15 protein-coding genes are annotated in these 20125 nt (G+C 60.6%); 5 read left to right on the top strand and 10 right to left on the bottom strand.

Translation table 11 applies throughout. The features are described from left to right. Window positions 1-3: 3 nt before the first annotated feature. Window positions 4-900, bottom strand: coding sequence for a tetratricopeptide repeat protein (locus ACQZ5K_RS14275; protein ID WP_080819947.1), 897 nt, complete (start codon window positions 898-900; stop codon window positions 4-6). Between the two features lie 133 nt (window positions 901-1033). Then, on the bottom strand, window positions 1034-1261 hold the full coding sequence (rpsU, locus tag ACQZ5K_RS14280) for a 30S ribosomal protein S21 (protein ID WP_003508541.1): 228 nt from the start codon (window positions 1259-1261) through the stop codon (window positions 1034-1036). A gap of 316 nt (window positions 1262-1577) precedes the next feature. Between rpsU and ACQZ5K_RS14285 the strand changes: the two genes are divergently transcribed. Genes ACQZ5K_RS14285 through ACQZ5K_RS14305 form a run of 5 tightly spaced genes read left to right on the top strand, consistent with a single transcriptional unit; the run spans window position 1578 to window position 7071 of the window. Further along, entirely contained in the window at window positions 1578-2831 is a 1254-nt protein-coding gene (locus tag ACQZ5K_RS14285) for a sarcosine oxidase subunit beta family protein (protein WP_003522141.1), read from the top strand. After that, entirely contained in the window at window positions 2831-3241 is a 411-nt protein-coding gene (locus ACQZ5K_RS14290; protein WP_174046006.1) for a hypothetical protein, read from the top strand. Before ACQZ5K_RS14285 ends, ACQZ5K_RS14290 begins: the two co-directional genes overlap by 1 nt. Window positions 3242-3252: 11 nt before the next feature. Beyond that, window positions 3253-3567 (top strand): sarcosine oxidase subunit delta, encoded by a 315-nt coding sequence (locus ACQZ5K_RS14295; RefSeq protein ID WP_003508553.1) that lies wholly within the window; start codon window positions 3253-3255, stop codon window positions 3565-3567. Beyond that, window positions 3564-6524: a sarcosine oxidase subunit alpha gene (locus tag ACQZ5K_RS14300; RefSeq protein ID WP_174058413.1), complete on the top strand. Its 2961-nt coding sequence runs from the start codon at window positions 3564-3566 to the stop codon at window positions 6522-6524. Before ACQZ5K_RS14295 ends, ACQZ5K_RS14300 begins: the two co-directional genes overlap by 4 nt. Then, window positions 6517-7071 carry a sarcosine oxidase subunit gamma gene (locus ACQZ5K_RS14305; protein ID WP_174058414.1) on the top strand — a complete coding sequence of 185 codons (555 nt, stop codon included), beginning with the start codon at window positions 6517-6519 and terminating at the stop codon, window positions 7069-7071. The genes ACQZ5K_RS14300 and ACQZ5K_RS14305 overlap by 8 nt, the downstream gene beginning before the upstream one ends. On the opposite strand, the gene ACQZ5K_RS14310 is transcribed toward ACQZ5K_RS14305, so the two are convergent. From ACQZ5K_RS14310 to ACQZ5K_RS14345, 8 genes are all read right to left on the bottom strand, one after another. After that, window positions 7068-8111, bottom strand: coding sequence for a DUF2332 domain-containing protein (locus ACQZ5K_RS14310; protein ID WP_174058415.1), 1044 nt, complete (start codon window positions 8109-8111; stop codon window positions 7068-7070). The two genes, ACQZ5K_RS14305 and ACQZ5K_RS14310, sit on opposite strands and share 4 nt — an antisense overlap. A 23-nt stretch (window positions 8112-8134) precedes the next feature. Continuing rightward, on the bottom strand, window positions 8135-8623 hold the full coding sequence (locus tag ACQZ5K_RS14315) for a MaoC family dehydratase (RefSeq protein WP_174058417.1): 489 nt from the start codon (window positions 8621-8623) through the stop codon (window positions 8135-8137). A 54-nt stretch (window positions 8624-8677) separates the two neighbouring features. Then, the gene (gene glgX, locus ACQZ5K_RS14320; protein ID WP_174058418.1) at window positions 8678-10633 is read right to left on the bottom strand and encodes a glycogen debranching protein GlgX; all 1956 of its coding nucleotides are present in this window, start codon (window positions 10631-10633) and stop codon (window positions 8678-8680) included. Between the two features lie 106 nt (window positions 10634-10739). Next, complete coding sequence (locus ACQZ5K_RS14325; RefSeq protein ID WP_174058420.1) at window positions 10740-12368, bottom strand: alpha-D-glucose phosphate-specific phosphoglucomutase; 1629 nt, start codon at window positions 12366-12368, stop codon at window positions 10740-10742. 4 nt (window positions 12369-12372) lie between these two features. Further along, window positions 12373-13815 (bottom strand): glycogen synthase GlgA, encoded by a 1443-nt coding sequence (glgA, locus tag ACQZ5K_RS14330; RefSeq protein ID WP_174058422.1) that lies wholly within the window; start codon window positions 13813-13815, stop codon window positions 12373-12375. 5 nt (window positions 13816-13820) lie between these two features. Further along, on the bottom strand, window positions 13821-15083 hold the full coding sequence (gene glgC / locus ACQZ5K_RS14335) for a glucose-1-phosphate adenylyltransferase (RefSeq protein WP_003522150.1): 1263 nt from the start codon (window positions 15081-15083) through the stop codon (window positions 13821-13823). Between the two features lie 21 nt (window positions 15084-15104). Then, entirely contained in the window at window positions 15105-17312 is a 2208-nt protein-coding gene (gene glgB, locus ACQZ5K_RS14340; RefSeq protein ID WP_035263407.1) for a 1,4-alpha-glucan branching protein GlgB, read from the bottom strand. Then, window positions 17312-19774 carry a glycogen/starch/alpha-glucan phosphorylase gene (locus ACQZ5K_RS14345; RefSeq protein WP_059756961.1) on the bottom strand — a complete coding sequence of 821 codons (2463 nt, stop codon included), beginning with the start codon at window positions 19772-19774 and terminating at the stop codon, window positions 17312-17314. Before ACQZ5K_RS14345 ends, glgB begins: the two co-directional genes overlap by 1 nt. Window positions 19775-20125: the final 351 nt, after the last annotated feature.

Raw genomic sequence — 20125 nt, forward strand, 5'->3', positions numbered from 1 at the left:
TGATCAGGAAGCGCTGGCGCCGCGTGTGCGGGCAACGCCGTCGAGTGCGGGCTTGTATTTCGGGTCGAGTCGGGCCGCATGCCCATAGGACTTGGCGGCCTTGGCCATCTCGCCGCGACGCTCATAAACAAGCGCCTGGTTGGCCCAGGATTCCGCCACATTGCCATCCAGAGAAATGGCGTGGTTGAAATCGGCAAAGGCGTTTTCATCGTCGTTCAAGGCGACATAGGAAAGGCCGCGGCCGTTATAGGGTTCCGGCGAGGTCGACGACAGCGAGATTGCCTTGGAGAAGTCCTCGATGGCCTGGGCATGCTGGTTGCGCAGCTGGTAGATCAGCCCGCGATTGTGCCAGGCGCGTCCGTCGGTGGTTTCAAGCTCGATGGCGCGGGAGAAATCGTTGAAGGCTTCGTTCACACGCCCGGACTGGCGGTAAAGATTGCCGCGGCCGATCAGCGCCACATCGTAGCTCGGATTGATCTGCAGGGCGGCGTTGTAGTCCTGCAGGGCCTGCTGCTGCTGTCCGGAGTTGCGATAGACCAGCGCGCGGTTGGCATAGGCCTGATAAAAGCGCGGGTTGAGCTGCAGCGCCTTGTTGAAATCCTCGATGGCGCGGCGCGAATCGCCGGCGCGGCCGTAAGCCGAACCACGGACGTTATAGCCTTCGGGATCCTGCGGATTGGCGTTGATGACCGAGGTGAGCGAGGCGATGTTTTCCTGCGAACCCTGGGCACGGTCGATCCTGAACACATCTTCCGTCTGGTTGGATGTCGCGCAGCCGGAAAGACCGGCAAGGACGGTACAGACGACCAGAGAAGCGCGGAACCCTCTGTTGTTTTTCAATGGCACCCGGCGCGTGGAGGCATCGGAGTTTTTCACAACACAGGCGTCGACAGCGATCATTCGGTGTGGGTTCCCTCGCAGGCCGGTCTCACGGTCGTTTTCAAGAGCGTTCTCCGGCCACAAACACAAAGAGCGGCGGCGAATTGATCGCCCCCGCCCAACAAGCATTCAAAAACGTCCAAAAGACGGCCTATTAACGGCCTGCGCGGGGGCCTGCAACCAGACCTTCGCGCTGTGCACGCTTGCGTGCCAGCTTGCGAACGCGGCGAACGGCTTCAGCCTTTTCGCGAGCGCGCTTCTGGGAGGGCTTTTCGTAGTAATCGCGCATTTTCATTTCACGGAAAATGCCTTCGCGCTGCATCTTTTTCTTCAGGGCGCGGAGCGCCTGATCAACGTTATTGTCGCGGACTAGTACCTGCACGTGAATCCCGTTCCTTTGGTTTGGTTAATTTGCTATGTGAATAAGGCATTCGCACGCAAATAAAAAATCGTTCGTTCGGCTGTCGAGCCGGGCGATTGGTGACGTGCAATAACAGATCATTTGCAGCAAGTCCAGCCGGTAGCGCATAATCACCCAGCAAAATGCGGCTTGCCCGGAATTCTGCCTGCGATGTCGAAACAAAATCATTGCGGCGTCGCAAAATGGATATTGCCTCCCATCCCGATTTGCCATGTGTATGATAAGGGCCGGAGCCATGTTTCCGGCCTCTGGCCGGTTCTTGAGGAGCAGATTGCGAATGCGCAAATATTCCGTTTTTGCCGTGGCGCGTGAGGCGCTCAGGGGTCACAAGGGGTGGGATGCGCAATGGGCCTCGCCCGAGCCGCGCAAGGATTACGATGTCATCATCATCGGCGGCGGCGGCCACGGTCTCGGTGCGGCCTATTATCTTGCCAAGGAACACGGCATTACCAATGTCGCAGTTCTGGAAAAAGGCTGGCTTGGCGGCGGCAATACCGGCCGTAACACCACCATCATCCGCTCCAACTATCTCTATGAAGAGAGCATGGATATTTACGAGCATTCCCTGAAACTGTGGGAAGGCCTGAGCCAGGATCTCAATTACAACGTCATGTATTCGGCGCGTGGCGTGATGATGCTGTCGCACAATATCCATGACCGGCAGTCCTTCAGCCGCCATATCAATGCCAACCGTCTTTACGGCATCGACAATGAGTGGCTGACGCCGGAGCAGGCGAAGGCCTATTGCCCGCCGCTCGATATTTCCGGCAATGCGCGGTATCCGATCAATGGCGCAGCACTCCAGCGCCGCGGCGGCACGGCGCGCCACGATGCAGTGGCCTGGGGTTATGCCCGCGCTGCCTCCGACCGCGGCGTGCACATCATCCAGAACTGCGAGGTCACGGGCATTCGCCGTGGGCCGGACGGGGCGGTGACGGGTGTGGAAACCAATCGCGGCTTCATCGGTGCGAAGAAAATCGGCGTTTCCGCTGCCGGTCATTCCTCCGTTATCATGAAGATGGCGGATGTACGCGTTCCGCTGCATTCCAACCCGCTGCAGGCGCTGGTTTCGGAGCCGCTGAAGCCGATCTTCCCCTGCGTGGTGATGTCCAACACGGTCCACGCCTATATTTCGCAATCCGACAAGGGCGAGCTGGTCATCGGCGCAGGCACCGATCAATATAACTCCTATTCCCAGACCGGCGGCCTGCAGATCATTACCCACACGCTCGACGCTATCTGCGAGCTGTTCCCGATCTTCCGCCGCGTCAAGATGATGCGCCAGTGGGGCGGCATTACCGACAACACGCCTGACCGCTCGGCGATCCAGAGCGTGACGCCGGTGCCGAACCTCTTCGTCAATTGCGGCTGGGGCACGGGCGGCTTCAAGGCGACCCCGGGTTCGGCGAACCTCTTCGCGCATCTCATCGCGCGCGGTGAACCGCATCGTCTGGCGGCGGGGCTGACGCTCGACCGGTTCCGCACCGGCCGTCTGATCGATGAGGCTGCCGCTGCCGCGGTGGCGCATTGATGCTGGCGGCGGCCATGCTTGCGATCAACATATCAGGCGCGGCCGTGGCCGTGCCTGTCGGCAGCGTCATTCCCGAGGCTAAGGATTTTCGCAGCCAGAAGATTGCGAAGATGCACGGTGAGAAAGACTGGCCCTTCGTGGCGGAAAAAGGCCTGCTTCTCTGTGCTCCGAGTCTCGCGAACAAGATGGTTTATTTTGTCGGCGAGAAGGAAGATGGCGAGCAGGATTACCCCTTCGCGATCGACACCGACATGATGGCGGTTGCCATCGTCAATATGGGCCGGGCCTCGGCGCTACGCCCTTTCGATAATTTCGAGCAGCTTTTAAAGCGGCTTTCCCCTTTCGTAGCCATGGGAAAGCGGCTGTGTGACCAACCCGCCGGAACAGCGCTTCCGGAAAATTCTCTCTAGGTGGAGCGACGATGCTTCTGATCCATTGCCCCTATTGCGGGGAAGACCGTTCCGAACTGGAATTCCGCTGGGCGGGCGAAGCCCATATTGCCCGGCCGGAAAACATCGCCGATATTTCCGACGAGGCCTTCGCCGAATATTTCTTCATTCGCGACAATGACAAGGGCCTCGTTTTCGAGCGCTGGCGTCACATTCACGGCTGCGGCCGCTTCTTCAACGCCGCCCGCGATTCGGTCAGCGACAAATTCCTGATGACCTACAAGGCGGGTGAGCCGAAACCCGATACTGAGACGGTCCTTTCCGCAGAAAAGGGAGCCGGGCAATGAGCGGCGATTATCGTATCAAGGGGGCCGGTCGTCTCACCCCGGCCAGAACCGCGCGCTTCACCTTCGATGGCAAGATTTATCAGGCGCTGGAGGGGGACACGGTCGCCTCCGCGCTTCTGGCCAATGGCGTGCATCTGATCGGCCGCTCGTTCAAATATCACCGGCCGCGCGGCTTCCTTTCCGCCGGGCCGGAAGAGCCGAATGCGCTGATCGATGTGTCGCGCGACAGCCTGCGCAAGCAGCCCAATGTGCGCGCCACGGTGCAGGAAGTGTTCGACGGCGCGATCATCGCCTCGCAGAACCGTTTCCCGTCGCTATCCTTCGATCTGAGTGCGATCAACGACCTCCTTTCGCCGATGTTCGCGGCCGGGTTTTATTATAAGACCTTCATGTGGCCGAAGGCCGCCTGGCACAGGATTTACGAACCGTTGATCCGCCGCGCCGCCGGTCTCGGCAAGGCGCCGAGCGAGCCGGATGCGGATCATTATTCCGGCCGTTATGCCCATTGCGACGTGCTGGTGGCCGGCGCCGGCGTCGCTGGTCTGACCGCGGCGCTTGCTGCCGCGAAAACCGGCGCCAGCGTCATTCTGGTCGATGAAAATGCCGAAGTCGGCGGCGCGCTGCGTTTCGACACCGGTACTGTCATCGACGGCCTGCCCGGTTACGAATGGGCGCAGAAGGTTCTTGCCGAACTGAAGTCCCTGCCCAATGTGCGGGTTCTGACCCGCACCACCGCTTTTGGTTATTACAACCACAATTTCGTGGCGCTGGCCGAGCGGGTGACCGATCATCTCGCCACGCCCGCCAGACACCAGCCGCGTGAGCGGCTGTGGCAGGTGCGCGCCAAAAAGGTCGTGCTGGCGGCGGGTGCGATTGAACGCCACATGGTCTTTGCCAATAATGACCGCCCCGGCATCATGCTGGCCTCGGCCGCACGCACCTATCTCAACCATTACGGCGTCGCCGTGGGCCAAAATGTCGGGGTCTACACCGCCCATGATTCGGCCTATGAGACGGCCTTCGATCTGAAGAAGGCCGGGGTGAAAATCGCCGCCATCGTCGATTGCCGCGAGAACCCGGATCAGCGCCTGCTGGATGAAGCGCGGGCGCTCGGCATCGAAGTGCTGGCGGGCCATGGCGTTTACAACACCGCCGGCCGCCTGCGCGTCTCCTCGATGACCGTTGGCCGCAATGGCGGCTCCAACAAGCGCAAGATCGCCATTGATGCGCTTGTGGTTTCGGCCGGCTGGACGCCTTCGGTGCATCTCTTCTCGCAATCGCGCGGCAAGCTGAAGTTTGACGCGGCTAACCAGCGTTTCCTGCCGGATATCCATGTGCAGAACGGTGTCTCCATCGGCGCCTGCAACGGCACGGACGATCTTTCCGCGCTGATTGCCGAGGCTGCGGCTGCCGGTGGCGGCGGCGTGGAGTTTTTCGGCGAGAATGCGCGGACCTGGACAGGCGGCATGATCGGCGCGGCCGAAGGCGCGGGCGAAGGCACCGGCGTCAAGGCTTTCATCGATTTCCAGCACGATGTCTGCGCCAAGGATATCCGCCTCGCCGTGCGCGAGGGCATGCATTCCGTCGAGCATATCAAGCGCTTCACCACCAATGGCATGGCGTCCGATCAGGGCAAGATGTCCAATATGCACGGCCTTGCCATCGCATCGGAGGCGCTTGGCCGGGATTTGCCCAAGGTCGGTCTCACCACCTTCCGCCAGCCCTATACGCCGGTCACCTTCGGCACGCTCATCAACCATTCGCGCGGCGCGCTGTTCGATCCGGCCCGCAAGACGCCGATGCACGAGGAAGAGCTGGCTGCCGGTGCGGTGTTCGAGGATGTCGGCAACTGGAAACGCGCCTGGTTCTTCCCGCGGGCGGGCGAGGATATGCATGAGGCGATCAACCGTGAATGCAAGACGGTTCGGACAAGCGTTGGCGTGTTCGATGCCTCCACACTCGGCAAGATCGAGGTGGTCGGCCCGGATGCGGCGAAGTTCCTGAACCTCATTTACACCAATGCCTGGGACACGCTGAAACCCGGCCGCTGCCGTTACGGCATCATGACCCGCGAAGACGGTTTCGTTTACGACGACGGCGTCGTCGGGCGTCTTGCCGAAGACCGTTTCCATGTGACGACGACCACGGGCGGTGCGCCGCGCGTTCTCCAGCACATGGAAGATTATCTCCAGACCGAATTCCCCGATCTCAATGTCTGGCTCACCTCGGCCACCGAACAATGGGCCGTGATTGCCGTGCAGGGGCCAAAGGCGCGCGAGGTTATCGCGCCCTTCGTCGAGGGCATCGATCTCTCGCCGGAGGCCTTCCCGCATATGGCGGTGGCCGAAGGCACATTCTGCGGCGTGCCGACGCGGCTTTTCCGCGTGTCCTTTACCGGCGAACTCGGTTTCGAAATCAATGTTCCTGCGGACTATGGCGCAGCTGTCTGGACCGCGATCCGCGAAAGAGCGGAAGCCGTCGGCGGCTGCCTTTATGGCACCGAGACCATGCATATCCTGCGTGCGGAAAAGGGCTATATCATCGTCGGCCAGGATACGGACGGCACTGTGACGCCTGACGATGCCGGGCTTGCCTGGGCCGTTTCCAAGAAGAAGACGGATTTCGTCGGCATTCGCGGGCTGAAACGCCCCGATCTCACGCGCTCCGGCCGCAAACAGCTTGTCGGCCTGAAGACGAAAGACCGGCTGATCGTTCCGGACGAGGGCGGCCAGATCGTTGTCGATCCAAACCAGCCGAAACCCATGACCATGCTCGGCCATGTCACCTCCGCCTACTGGTCGGAAAATCTCGGCCATTCCATCGCTTTCGCGCTGGTGGCGGATGGCAGGGCGCGCATGGGCGAAACGCTCTATATTCCGCTCGCCGATAAAACCATTGCCGTCGAAGTGACCGACATGGTCTTCCTCGACAAGGAAGGAGCCCGTCTCAATGGCTGACAAACTTCACGCAAAACGCAAATCCGTGCTCGAGGATTTTCACGGCGGCTCTCCCTTCGTTTCGCTGAAACCCGCTGCTTCCGCATCGCGGCTGTCGCTGCGCGCCCGGGAAAGCGCCCTGCCGGCACTTTCGCAAGCGCTCGGTCTTGCCCTGCCTGCCAGCCCGAAAAGCTCCGTCACCTCGGGCCTGCGGTCCGCTTTGTGGCTCGGCCCGGATGAATGGCTGGTGATCGATCAGGGCGAGAGCGACTTGATGGCGGCTCTCGCCGGCGTTTCCGGCCTGTTTTCTGCAACCGATATTTCCCACCGCAACACGGCCGTCATCGTCTCCGGCGCCGGTGCGGAAGCTGCACTCAATGCCGGCTGCCCGCAGGATCTTTCTCTTGCAAAGTTCCCTGTCGGCGCCTGCTCGCGCACCGTTTTCGGCAAGGCGGAAGTGGTGCTGCTGCGCACGGCGGACGATACGTTCCGGGTGGAATGCTGGCGTTCCTTTGCGGAATATGTCGGCGGGCTGTTGCAGGAGGCGGCTGAGGACGTGGCGGTTTAACCCGCCATCCAGCCCCGCCATTCCACCCATCGCCCATGGAAATCGGCGCGACCGATTTCCTGTTTCTCGCCGGTCGGCCAGATCTGCAGGGTAATGGCGGCGCCGCCCGGCGTCGCATCCGCCTCCATTTGCAGCCGGGCAAGCGGGGCATCCGGCGTGGCGCGGGTTCCAGCTTCGGCAATCACAGCCTCGCCTGCCTGTTTCAATCCATCGGGCAGATATTGCCAGGCGACTGAGTGATAGACGACGTGGACAGCACCCGCATATTGTGTGGCAAGTCGATGTTTCAGCCAGTCGACCGCGTCCGCCTTCTCGACATGCAGACCATGTTCCACGGCTATCCGCAGGGCGGCGGCGGTTCGCTCCAGCCTGTCTGTCTGATCGGCCCAGACATAGGACATCAGCCGCAGGCGATCTTCGGCGGATGACGGGTCGAGCGGGTTGAGATCGCAGCCGGCGCGCTCGATAACCTCGATTCGCTCATGGGCCGGGGTGTCGCCGCGCCATTCCGGTGACAGGAAAACATCGGATTGTTCACCCCAGGTGAGATCGCCGAGGCGATATCGGTAACGGTCGAATTGCAGGTTGAGGCCAGCGCTGGCTCCGACTTCGGAAAGCACCAGCGGCTTGCCGGTTAATTTCGCAATCGAAAGAAAGCCCGGCAGCAGAACGGCGGAACGGCGAACCTCGTTGGTCTGCGGCGGTGATTTCAACCGGTCGAGGATGAAGGCGGAATGAAAACGCAGGGCGCTGGCGCAGGCCTGCCAGAGCGCTTCTTCGTCTTCCGGCGGGATTTCGGCAAGCGGCGCGATCTTTTCCTCGATGGCGAGCGCATGCAGGGCGCCCGCCAGCCGCAGGGGAACGGAATCGCCCGATGGGCCGACATCGCCGGGCCAGGATAAAATCCGCTCGCCCACCTCGGTAAGGCGGTCGAGCCTTGCTGCCATGGTGCGGCAGAGCCGTGCGGTGAAGGGCGAGCCGAGGCTGTCGCAGGCTCTTGCCTGCACGAGAAACGCATTCCTTACGGCTTCGTCATGCATGCGGTCTCTCCCTTGCAGCGGTTTCAGGCGTCTTCCGGCCTGTCCTCCGGATTGAACTGGCTGATGGTGGTCCAGCGGGCGGTAAGCGCCGGTTTTTTCTCGTTTTCGATTTCCACCGTCACGTCATAGGTCGTCATCAACATGGCCGCGCCGCGAAAACGCGCCTCCGTCAGCGTGAAGCGGCCGCGCACCCGCGCACCGCTTTTGACCGGCGTAACGAAACGAACCGCATCGAAGCCGTAATTGATGCCCATGGTCTGTTCGCGGATGCGGGGCAGGGCATCGTAATTCAGCGCCGAAAGCAGAGACAGCGTCAGGAATCCATGCGCGATGGTGCCGCCAAAGGGGCTTTCCGCTTTGGCGCGTTCCGGGTCGGTGTGGATGAACTGTTCGTCCAGAGTCGCCTTTCCGAAGGCGTCAATCATCGTCTGGTCGACGGTAATCCAGTCGGAGACGCCCATTTCCGTGCCGACCAGATTTTTCATCTCCGCCAGCGCAATTTCTTTTGTCATGTTACCTCGTCCGCATTGTTTCCAGGGACTTATACGGCTGGCGACGCGAAGGGATCAACTGCGCAGATAAAACACCACGGAACGGGCGGGCAGGAAGGCGGGATTGCCGAAATCCGTGCCGATCGCATACCAGCCATCGCCGGGCAGCGTGAAAGGAACGACCTCCCGACCGCGATTGATGAGAATCGCAAGCTCGACCTCGTCGTCCGTTTCCCGGTCCGACGTTGACAGCACCATGGCGAAGGCCGGTCCATCCGGGCTTTCCCAGTCCGCAACCGTCATGGGTTCCCCGCCCGGGGCAAGCCATGTCACATCGCCGCTGCCGGAAAAGAAGCTGGTCTGGGAAAAGACGCCGAAGCGTTTGCGAAGCGCTGCGAGAAATGCGGTGTGGTCGATCAGTTCGGGGACAAGCGAAGACCAGTCGACCCAGGTGATGTCATTGTCCTGACAATAGGCGTTGTTGTTGCCATGCTGGCTGCGGCCGCCCTCATCGCCGGCGGTCAGCATCAAGACGCCGCGGCTGACGAACAGGGTGGAAAGCAGCGCCTTCACATCCGCAATGCGGGCGGCGACAATGGCAGGGTCATCCGTCACGCCTTCGAAACCATTGTTCCAGGAGTGGTTTTCATTGTGGCCGTCGCGATTGTTCTCGCCGTTTTTCTCATTGTGCTTGTGTTCGTGGCTGACGAGGTCGAACAGGGTGAAGCCGTCATGGGCGGCGAGAAAGTTGACGCTGCGGCTGTTTAAGCGGCCATGGCGGGAAAAGATCGGCGAAGACCCGGAAAGCGCATTGGCCAGCGCCCCGGTGGTGCCGGCGTCGCCGCGCCAGAAGCGGCGCATATCGTCGCGGGCGCGGTCGTTCCACTCCAGAAAGCTCTCGGGGAAATTGCCGAGCTGATATCCGCCAGGGCCGATATCCCATGGTTCGGCGATCAGCAGGCGGTCATAAAGTGCCGGGTCCGAATGCATGGTCGCAAGCGTTTCGCTCGCCATGTCGAAGCCATTGGCCGTTCGCCCGAGCACGGGCGCGAGATCGAAACGGAAGCCGTCCACCCCGGCATTCAGAACGAAATGCCTGAGGGAATCGACGATGAGCTGGCGAATATAGGGATGGTCGCAGGCGACCGTGTTGCCGGTACCGGTATCGTTGACCAGCACACCCGGCTTTCCCGGCGGGTGGCGGAAGGCGGTGAGGTTATCGAGCCCGCGCAACGACAGGATCGAACCTTCTATATCGCTTTCGCCCGTATGGTTGAAGACCAGATCGAGAATGACGCCGATGCCCTCCGCATGCAGCGCCGCAATCGTGTCGCGCAATTCCCGCACGCCGCCGGGGCAGAGGCGTGGATCGAGCGCCATGAAGCCGACGGGATTATAACCCCAGGCATTGGAAAGGCCGAGCAGCGGCAGGTGGCGCTCATCGATCCAGGCGGTGATCGGCATCAACTCCACCGCATCGACGCCGATTTTTTTCAGGTGCCCGACAATGGCGGGATGGGCAAGTGCGGCAACGGTGCCCCTGATCTCTTCCGGTACTTCAGGATGCAGCCGGGTGAAGGATTTGACGGCGAGTTCGTAAATCAGCCCGCCTTCGGCAAAAAGCGGCGGTTGACGCCGGACCGGCTCATGCTGCGAAAGGATCGCCTTCGGCATGATCCCGCCGGTCTCCGCACCAAAGGCGTAAAGCGCGGGATCGTGCCGGAAGGGGCGGTCGATCTCCGTGGCATAGGGGTCGAGCAGCAGCTTTGCAGGATCGAACCAGAGGCCGTGTTCGGGGGCGTAAATGCCGTGAGCGCGAAAGCCGTATCGCGTGCCGGGGCCGACATCGGAGACGGTCAACCGGTGAACGTCATCTTCACCGCGCGTCATCGGCAAACGCGCCGTTTCTTTCTCGCCTTTGGCATCGAAAAGGCAGAGATCGATCTGCGAGGCGTGACGGGAATAGACCGTGAATTCCGTTCCGTTTTCCGTGTGGATTGCGCCCTTGGGAAAAACGGAAGGTGTCTGCATGGTCTGTCTCTCCGGGGAATGGTGTTTCTCTTCCAGAATGGAAAAGGGAGGCAAGGCCGAGTGAGGGACGCTTTCACTGCGTCCCTCATGAGCGGGCGGCCAGCCCTTACGTAATAACGCTCGGTGCGTTGCGGCCGGTATGGGCCTTGATGCCGGCGATCGTATCGGCAACGGAAATCAGGTCGGCGAGCGCCTCCTGCGTTTCGATGCCGTGACGGGCCGCATCCGGCTCGTAACGCTCGACATAAAGGCGAAGCGTGGCGCCCGCAGTACCCGTGCCGGAGAGGCGCAGCACGATGCGCGAACCGCCTTCGAAGAGGATGCGGATGCCCTGATTTTTGCTGACCGACTGATCGACCGGATCGTGATAGGCAAAATCATCCGCCGCCGCGACCTTCAGATTGCCGTAGCTGGTGCCGGGAAGCGTGGCGAGTTTTTCGCGCAGGGTGGCGACCAGCGTGTTGGCGGCGTCCGAATCCACTTCCTCATAGTCATGGCGGGAATAATAGTTGCGGCCATATTCGGCCCAGTGCTTTGTGACGATGTCCTTCACGCTTTCCTTGCGCGCGGCGACGATGTTCAGCCAGTAGAGCACGGCCCACAGGCCGTCCTTTTCGCGCACATGGTTGGAGCCGGTGCCGAAGCTTTCTTCGCCGCAGATCGTCACCTTGCCGGCATCCATGAGATTGCCGAAGAATTTCCAGCCGGTCGGCGTTTCATACATGCCAAGGCCGAGCTTTTCGGCCACACGGTCCGCTGCGGCACTCGTCGGCATCGAACGGGCGATGCCGGAAATGCCGGCGGCATAACCGGGGGCGAGTTTCGCATTGGCGGCGATGATCGCCAGACTGTCGGACGGCGTGACGAACATGCCCTTACCGACGACCATATTGCGGTCGCCGTCGCCATCCGACGCCGCGCCGAAATCTGGACCTTCCGCGCTCATGACATCGTCATAAAGCTCCTTGGCGTGGACAAGGTTCGGGTCTGGATGGTGGCCGCCGAAATCCGGCAGCGGCGTTGCATTGCGGACCGAGCCCTTCGGCGCGCCGAGACGCTTTTCGATGATCTCCACGGCATAGGGACCGGTGACGGCACTCATGGAATCGACCACGACCTTGAAACCGCCGGCGATCAGCGCGCGGATGGCGGCGAAATCGAACAGTTCTTCCATCAGAGCGGCGTAGTCGGCAACCGGGTCGATCACCTCGACCGTCAGTTCGTCCACCTTGAAGCTGCCCACCTTGTCGAGATCGATATCTGCGGCGTCGGAGATTTTATAGCTGTCGATGACCTTCGAGCGGGCATAGATCGCATCGGTGATCTTTTCCGGTGCGGGGCCGCCATTGCCGATATTGTATTTGATGCCGAAATCTTCGTTCGGGCCGCCGGGATTGTGGCTGGCGGAAAGTACGATGCCGCCGAAGGCCTTGTATTTGCGGATGACGTTGGAGGCGGCAGGCGTCGAGAGAATGCCGCCCTGACCGACCAATACCTTGCCGAAACCGGCGGCGGCGGCCATCTTGATCGCCTTCTGGATGACTTCGCGGTTGTAATAACGGCCATCGCCGCCGATCACCAGCGTCTGGCCCTGAAAGCCCTCAAGCGCGTCGAAGATCGACTGGATGAAATTCTCGGCGTAATTTTCCTGGGCGAAGACTGGCACCTTCTTGCGCAGGCCGGATGTGCCCGGCTTCTGGTCCTGATAGGGCTTCGTCTGAACGGTCTTGATCATTGTTTCAATGGCCTTTCGAAATAAGCTGGCTGTAAAGCGCGGCGTAAAGACCGGCGCTCTTTTCCCAGGAAACATCGGATTTCATTCCGAGTTTCTGCATTTGTGTCCATAGTTTCGGGTCGTGGTAATAACGGACGGTCCGGCGGATCGCCTGTTTCAGACCATCGAGCGTGACGGGTGAAAATTGCACGCCGGTCGCCGATTTATTGGCGATGGCGGCATGGTTGGCGTCGATCACCGTGTCGGCAAGGCCGCCGGTGCGGGCGACGACCGGAATGCAGCCATAGCGCAGCGCATAAAGCTGGGTGAGGCCGCAGGGTTCGAAACGCGAGGGAATGATGATCGCATCGCAGCCCGCCTGCATCAGATGCGACAACGGCTCGTTATAACCGACGGCAACGCCGACGCGGCCATGGTGGCGGGACGCTGCCGCCAGAAGCGCGCCTTCCAGCGCCACATCGCCGGCGCCCAGCACCACCAGACGGCCGCCGAGGGAAACGATCTCGTCCACGGCTTCCGCCATGAGGTCGATGCCCTTCTGCCAGGTGAGGCGGGAGATGATGCAGAAAAGCGGGCTGTCATCATCGTCGATGCGGAAATGTTCGGCGACCGCCTTCTTGTTCAGGGCGCGGTTCTTGAGATTGGCGGCTGAATAATTGTCGTGGATCAGATGGTCCGTCGCCGGGTTCCAGACATCGGCATCGATGCCGTTGACGATGCCGTGCAGCACATGGGCGCGGCTGCCGATGACGCCGTGCAGGCCCATGCCGAATTGCGGGGTGAGGATTTCCTCGGCATAGGACGGGCTGACGGTGCTGAGCGCCGTTGCCGTCTGCAGGCCGCCCTTCAGGAAGCTCACATCGTTGTAATATTCGATGCCTTCCATGCCGAAGGCATGGGCGGGCAATGCAAGCTTGCTGAAAATATTCGCGCCGAACTGGCCCTGAAAAGCGATGTTGTGGATGGTAAGAAGGCTCGGAATCTCCGGCGTTTCGGCATAACGCATATAGACCGGCGCCATGGCGGCCTGCCAGTCATGGGCATGCACCATATCCGGCCGCCAGCCGGGAAGCGCGCCGGCGGCAATGCGGGCCGCAGCCAGCGAAAGCGCCGCGAAACGCTTCCAGTTGTCAGGGTAATCCTTGCCGGTCTGGTCGAGATAGGGGCCGCCGGAGCGCTCGTAATAGGCGGGCGCATCGAGAATGAGGAGGTTAAGCCCCTCATGCCGCACTTCGAGCACGTCGGCTTTTTCGCCGAGCAGGTCGGTAAATTCGAAACATTTGACGGGGTCCGTCACGGCGGCTTTCACGGCCGGATATCCGGGTATCAATGTGCGCGTCGTGACGCCATGGGCTTCCAGCGCAATGGGGAGCGCGCCGGCAACGTCGGCGAGCCCTCCGGTCTTGATCAGGGGATAGATTTCGGATGAAACCGAAAGGACATTCATGGGCTCTACAGGTCCAGCTTGTCGATCATCGATTGGGTGATAAGGCAAATGCCGTTTTCGGTGCGGCGGAAACGTTTGGCATCCAGTTCTGGGTCTTCTCCTACAATCAGTCCTTCTGGAATGACCACGCCATGGTCGATGACGACATTGCTGAGCTGGGCATGACGCCCGATCTTCACACTCGGCAGTACTACGGCATTCTCAAGGCGGGAGTATGAATTAGCGCGCACCCCGGTAAACAGCAGGCTGCGCTGCAGGGAGGCGCCGGAAATGATGCAATCGCCGGAGACGACCGAAGACACCGCGGAACCGCGGCGGTTCTCGTCATCGTGCACGAATTTCGCCGGCGGCGTGATTTCCGCATAAGTCCAGATCGGCCAGGACTTGTCGTAGATATCGAGGTCCGGCACCACATCGGTCAGGTCGATATTGGCCTGCCAATAGGCGTCGATGGTGCCGACATCGCGCCAGTAGGGGCCGTGCTCGAAATCCGAACGCACACAGGAATCGGCGAAGCGATGGGCGACGGCTTTACCGTGCTCGACGATATAGGGAATGATGTCCTTGCCGAAGTCGCGGCTGGAAGTCGGGTCGGCGGCGTCGCGGCGCAGGGCTTCCATCAGGAATTTCGTGTGGAAGACGTAGATGCCCATCGAGGCGAGAGCGAAGCCCTCATTGCCGGGAATGCCCGGCGGATCGGCCGGCTTTTCGATGAAATCGATGATCTCGTCTTTTTCATTCACATGCATCACGCCGAAGCCGGTCGCTTCCATGCGCGGCACTTCAAGGCAGCCGATCGTCACGTCGGCGCCGGAATCGACATGCTGCTGCAGCATGTATTCGTAGTCCATTTTGTAAATATGGTCGCCGGCGAGGATGACCATATATTCCGGCGCATAGGGCTCGATGATGTCGATGTTCTGGTAGACGGCGTCGGCCGTGCCTTCATACCATTGCGTTTCGGAAACGCGCTGGGAGGCCGGCAGAATATCGAAGCTTTCGTTACGCTCGGGACGGAAGAAGTCCCAGCCGCGCTGCAGGTGGCGGATGAGCGAGTGCGCCTTGTATTGCGTGGCGACGCCGATGCGGCGAATGCCGGAATTGAGCGCGTTGGAGAGCGCGAAATCGATGATGCGCGCCTTGCCGCCGAAATAGACGGCGGGTTTTGCCCGGCGGTCCGTCAATTCCTTCAGGCGGCTTCCTCTGCCGCCTGCGAGGACATAGGCCATTGCATCGCGTGCCAAAGGCTGAACTCTTTTTTCCGACATGGTGTCCTCCCTCTCTGTCTGTCAGTTTTCCGGCTCGAGCATGATCGTTGCGAGTGGCGGCAGCACGAGCATTGTCCCGATGTCTCCCCCGGCATCGACCGCCTGAACGCGTCCGCCATTTCCCTTGCCGCTGCCGCCATAAATTTCGGCGTCGGTGTTGAGAATCTCCCTCCACCGCCCCGCAAGCGGAAGCGGCACATAATAATTTTCCCGATAGACCGGCGTGAGATTGCAGATGACCGCCACCGGCTTTTCACCCGGCGCCATGCGCAGCCAGGCGAAGACGGAATTGTCGTGGTCATCCACCACAAGCCAGCGGAAACCTTCCGGTTCGCAGTCGCGGGCGTGCAAAGCGGGTTTTGAACGGTAGGTGAGGTTGAGATCGCGCACGAGGCGGCGCATGCCCTCATGCATCGGATATTGGCGCAGGTTCCAGTCGAGCGAGCCCTTTTCGCTCCATTCGCTCCATTGGGCGAATTCCTGCCCCATGAACAGCAGCTTCTTGCCGGGATAACCCCACATGAAGGCGTAATAGGAGCGCAGATTGGCGAATTTCTGCCAGTCGTCGCCGGACATCTTGGCGATCAGCGATCCCTTGCCGTGCACCACCTCGTCATGGGAAAGCGGCAGCACGAAATTTTCGCTGAAGGCATAAAGCAGGCCGAAGGTCAGCTCCTGATGGTGGAACTTGCGATGCACCGGCTCGCGCGAGAAATAACTCAGCGTATCGTGCATGAAGCCCATGTTCCATTTGAAGCCGAAGCCGAGGCCGCCCTCGTGGACGGGCTGGGATACTTTCGGCCAGGAGGTGGATTCCTCGGCAATGGTCATGACGCCCGGATGGGTGCCGTAGACGAGGGAATTCATCTTCTGCAGGAAGCGAACGGATTCGAGATTTTCCCGTCCGCCATATTCATTGGGGATCCACTCGCCTTCCTTGCGGGAATAATCGAGATAGAGCATCGAGGCGACCGCATCGACGCGCAGGCCGTCGAGATGGAATTTTTCGGCCCAATAAAGCGCATTGTTGATGAGATAGGACATCACCTCGATGCGGCCGAAATTATAGATGGCCGTGTTCCAGTCGGGATGAAAACCCTGACGCGGATCGGCATGTTCGTAAAGCGCCGTGCCGTCGAACCAGCGCAAGCCGTGCTCGTCGGTTGGAAAATGCGCCGGAACCCAATCGAGCAGGATGCCGATGCCGACTTTGTGGGCGCCATTGACGAAACGCGCAAAGCCCTCCGGATCGCCGAAACGGGCGGACGGCGCATAAAGTCCGGTCGTCTGGTAGCCCCAGGAAGGGTCATAGGGATGTTCGGTGATGGGCAGGAACTCGATATGGGTGAAGCCCATATCCGTGCAATAGGGAATGAGTTGGGCGGCCAGTTCATCCCAGCTCAGGAACGTGCCGTCCTCGCGCCGCCGCCAGGAGCCGGCATGCACCTCATAAATGCTGATCGGCTGGCGGCGCTGGTCCACCTGCGCCCAATGTTCCCGGTGAGCCTGGTCTTCCCATTTCTGGGTGAGTTCCGGCGCGGTGACGGAGGCGTTTTTCGGCCGCAACTCGGCGCGGCGGGCATAGGGGTCGGCTTTGAGGGGCAGAAGCTCGCCGTTTGCGCCGAGGATTTCGAACTTGTAGGCACAGCCGGCATAGACGTCAGGCGCGAAGATTTCCCAGATGCCAGTATCCTTGCGGAACCGCATGACATGCCGGCGGCCATCCCAATTGTTGAAATCGCCGACGACGGAAACGCGCCGCGCATTGGGCGCCCAGACGGCGAAGTGGAAGCCTTCGACGCCCTCGAGCTTCAGCGGATGCGCGCCCATCCTGTCGAAGAGCCGCAGATGCGATCCTTCGCGGACGAAATAATCGTCCATGGGGCCGAGAACCGGGCCGAAGCTGTAAGGGTCGGTCACCGCCCATTCGGCATCGTCGCGGCTGGCGCGATACCGCACCGGCTGGCGCTTCGAAAGATCGATCCGGCCTTCGAAAAAGCCATCCGGATCGAGCCGCTTCAATTCGCCCACGAAATTTCCGTCCAGCGTCAGGACGGAAACCTCCTCGGCGCCGGGAATGAAACAGCGGGCGGAAAACCCTTCCGGCGTTTCGTGAACGCCGAGAAGGGCAAAGGGATTGGAATGCAAACCGCTCTTGATCGCCTCGATTTCAGCCTTCGTGATGTCGCCAGTCTTTTTCTCTTCGGCCGAATTGAGCGGTTTTTTCATCAGGCTCTCCAGATCTCGGTGGCATATTGGCGGATTGTCCGGTCGGACGAGAACCAGCCCATGCGCGCCGTGTTGCGCACTGTCTTGGCATACCAGCTGTCCGGATCGCTCCAGATCGCGTCCACCTCGCGCTGCGCATTGGCATAGGCGTCGAAGTCGGCGGCGACCATGAACCAGTCGCTGTTGTAAATACCGTCGATCAGGCCGGCGAAACGCGAGCGGTCATCTGGCGAGAAGACGCCGGAAGCGATGGAAGACAGCGCCTGCGACAGCTCGGCCGATCCTTCGATGATCGCGCGGGGATTGTGGCCTTCGGCGCGCGCCTTGGCCACTTCATCCGCCGTCATTCCGAAGATGACGATATTCTCCGCGCCGACATGATCGCGCATTTCGACATTGGCGCCATCGAGCGTGCCGATGGTGAGCGCGCCGTTGAGTGCGAATTTCATGTTGCCGGTGCCGGAAGCTTCCATGCCAGCCGTCGAGATCTGTTCGGAAAGATCGGCGGCGGGCACCATGATTTCCGCAAGCGAGACGTTATAGTTCGGAATAAATACCACTTTCAGAAGCCCGCGCACGGCCGGATCGTTGTTGATGACCCGGGCAATATCGTTGGCAAGCTTTATGATCAGCTTCGCGTTGTGATAACTCGGCGCCGCCTTGCCTGCGAAGAACTTAACGCGCGGCACCCAATCCAGTTCCGGGTGGGAACGGATCTGATCGTAAAGCGCGACCGTTTCAACAAGGTTCAGAAGCTGGCGCTTATATTCGTGGATACGCTTGATCTGGATGTCGAACATGGCCGAGGGATCGACGCGGATGCCCATGCGCTGCGCCACCGTATTGGCAAGCCGCACCTTGTTCAGACGCTTCACCTCGGCGAATTTCTCGCGGAAACCGGCATCGTCGGCAAAACGGTCGAGCGCGGTGAGTTTTTCCGCATCGTCGAGGAAATCGTCGCCGATCGCTTCGCGCAGCAGGCTGGTGAGACCCGGATTGCACTGCATCAGCCAGCGGCGCGGTGTGATGCCATTGGTCTTGTTGTTGATACGGTCAGGGTAAAGGCTGTGCAGGTCGGCAAAGACCGTTTCCTTCATCAGGTCGGTATGAAGGGCGGAAACGCCGTTGATGGAATGCGAGCCGATAAAGGCGAGGTTGCCCATACGCACGCGGCGTTCGCCGCCTTCATCGATCAGCGAGATCGAACGGATCTGCTGATCCGCCATTTTCTTTTCCTTGCGGGCGTAGACCAGCGTGTTGGCGTTGATCGCATAGACGATCTGCATATGTCTTGGCAGAAGACGCTCGAGCAGCGGCACCGGCCAGCTTTCCAGCGCCTCCGGCAGAAGCGTGTGGTTGGTATAGGAGAACGTGCCCTGCGTGATCTTCCACGCTTCCTCGAATTCCAGCCCGTGCACATCGCACAGAAGACGCATCATTTCGGCGATGGAAATGGCCGGATGCGTATCGTTGAGCTGGATCGAGACCTTCTCAGGCAGCGAGGTGAAATCGGGATATTGCTGCAAATGGCGGCGCAGAATGTCCTGCAGCGAGGCGGAGGAGAAGAAGAACTCCTGGCGCAGGCGCAGTTCCTGACCGGCCGGCGTCGCATCGGCGGGGTAGAGAACCCGCGTCAGGCTTTCCGCCTTGTTGCTTTCGCGCAAGGCGCCGATATGGTCGCCGGCGTTGAAGGCGGCCAGCAGAATGGGGTCGATCGGCTGCGCCGACCACAGGCGAAGCGTATTGACGCGGGTGCCGCGCCAGCCGACGACCGGCGTGTCGTAAGCCATGGCGATGACGCGTTCGGCCGGTTTCCAGACGAAACGTTGCGGATCTTCATAACCGCCGATGGTTTCCACCGAGCCGCCGAAGCCGACCTCATAGGAGCTTTCGCGGCGCTCGAATTCCCAGGGGTTGCCGTGCGCCAGCCAGGTTTCCGGCAGTTCCACCTGCCAGCCATCCGCCATCTGCTGGCGGAAGAGGCCGTGCACGTAACGGATGCCGTAGCCATAGGCGGGAATGTCGACGGTCGCCATGGATTCCATGAAACAGGCCGCAAGCCGGCCGAGACCGCCATTGCCGAGCGCCGCATCCGGCTCCAGACCGGCGATGACATCCAGATCGACGCCGAGCGAGGACAGGGCATCGCGGATTTCATGCATCAGGCCGATATTGGAGATGGCGTCGCGCATCAGGCGGCCGATCAGGAATTCGAGCGACAGATAATAAACGCGCTTGGAATTGTTGGCATAGGCCTTGCGGGTGGATTCCATCCACTTGTCGATGATGCGGTCGCGCACGACAAGGATGGTTGCGGTCAGCCAGTCATGGGGCTTGGCAACCTTGACATCCTTGCCGATACGGTAGGTGAGGCGTTCGATGATTTCCGACGCCATGATTTCCGGGTTGGAACTGCGCGGGGCGGGACGGGGAAGATCGGCGGCGTTAAGATTATTGATCATTGGTCGGTCAGCACCTTGGTGGGAGGAGAGGGTCTGATGAGGTCGATCCGGTTTGCCTTTGCTGATGCCAGTTTATGCATCGATATGGAGGCGTGGCAACAGCAATTTTTTCGGAAAATTGAACAGCTTAGCGCAATGAAAAATAAGTGTTTTTCTCGGCGCCCAAAGGATCGCCGAAGGCATTGATCGCCCTGTCTGCGCCGTTCTTCAGCGGATTTTCTTGGTCCTTGCGATGCCGGGCATCGCTCGGAAAAGGGGAAGAGGCTGCAATACTTCTGAAATGGTTCACCGGTCCTGAAATCTGTTTCGAACTATCGGATCACACACTAGCCTTCGCGGTTGTGAAAATTC

The sequence above is a fragment of the Agrobacterium sp. 22-226-1 genome (assembly GCF_053522345.1).

Coding starts and splice junctions, on each gene's coding strand:
- ACQZ5K_RS14300 (WP_174058413.1), top strand. CDS start 3,564: ATGAGCGGCGATTATCGTATCAAGGGGGCCGGTCGTCTCACCCCGGCC.
- glgC (WP_003522150.1), bottom strand. CDS start 15,083: ATGTCGGAAAAAAGAGTTCAGCCTTTGGCACGCGATGCAATGGCCTAT.
- ACQZ5K_RS14295 (WP_003508553.1), top strand. CDS start 3,253: ATGCTTCTGATCCATTGCCCCTATTGCGGGGAAGACCGTTCCGAACTG.
- glgA (WP_174058422.1), bottom strand. CDS start 13,815: ATGAATGTCCTTTCGGTTTCATCCGAAATCTATCCCCTGATCAAGACC.
- ACQZ5K_RS14285 (WP_003522141.1), top strand. CDS start 1,578: ATGCGCAAATATTCCGTTTTTGCCGTGGCGCGTGAGGCGCTCAGGGGT.
- ACQZ5K_RS14315 (WP_174058417.1), bottom strand. CDS start 8,623: ATGACAAAAGAAATTGCGCTGGCGGAGATGAAAAATCTGGTCGGCACG.
- glgX (WP_174058418.1), bottom strand. CDS start 10,633: ATGCAGACACCTTCCGTTTTTCCCAAGGGCGCAATCCACACGGAAAAC.
- ACQZ5K_RS14290 (WP_174046006.1), top strand. CDS start 2,831: ATGCTGGCGGCGGCCATGCTTGCGATCAACATATCAGGCGCGGCCGTG.
- ACQZ5K_RS14325 (WP_174058420.1), bottom strand. CDS start 12,368: ATGATCAAGACCGTTCAGACGAAGCCCTATCAGGACCAGAAGCCGGGC.
- ACQZ5K_RS14345 (WP_059756961.1), bottom strand. CDS start 19,774: ATGATCAATAATCTTAACGCCGCCGATCTTCCCCGTCCCGCCCCGCGC.
- ACQZ5K_RS14310 (WP_174058415.1), bottom strand. CDS start 8,111: ATGCATGACGAAGCCGTAAGGAATGCGTTTCTCGTGCAGGCAAGAGCC.
- ACQZ5K_RS14275 (WP_080819947.1), bottom strand. CDS start 900: ATGATCGCTGTCGACGCCTGTGTTGTGAAAAACTCCGATGCCTCCACG.
- glgB (WP_035263407.1), bottom strand. CDS start 17,312: ATGAAAAAACCGCTCAATTCGGCCGAAGAGAAAAAGACTGGCGACATC.
- ACQZ5K_RS14305 (WP_174058414.1), top strand. CDS start 6,517: ATGGCTGACAAACTTCACGCAAAACGCAAATCCGTGCTCGAGGATTTT.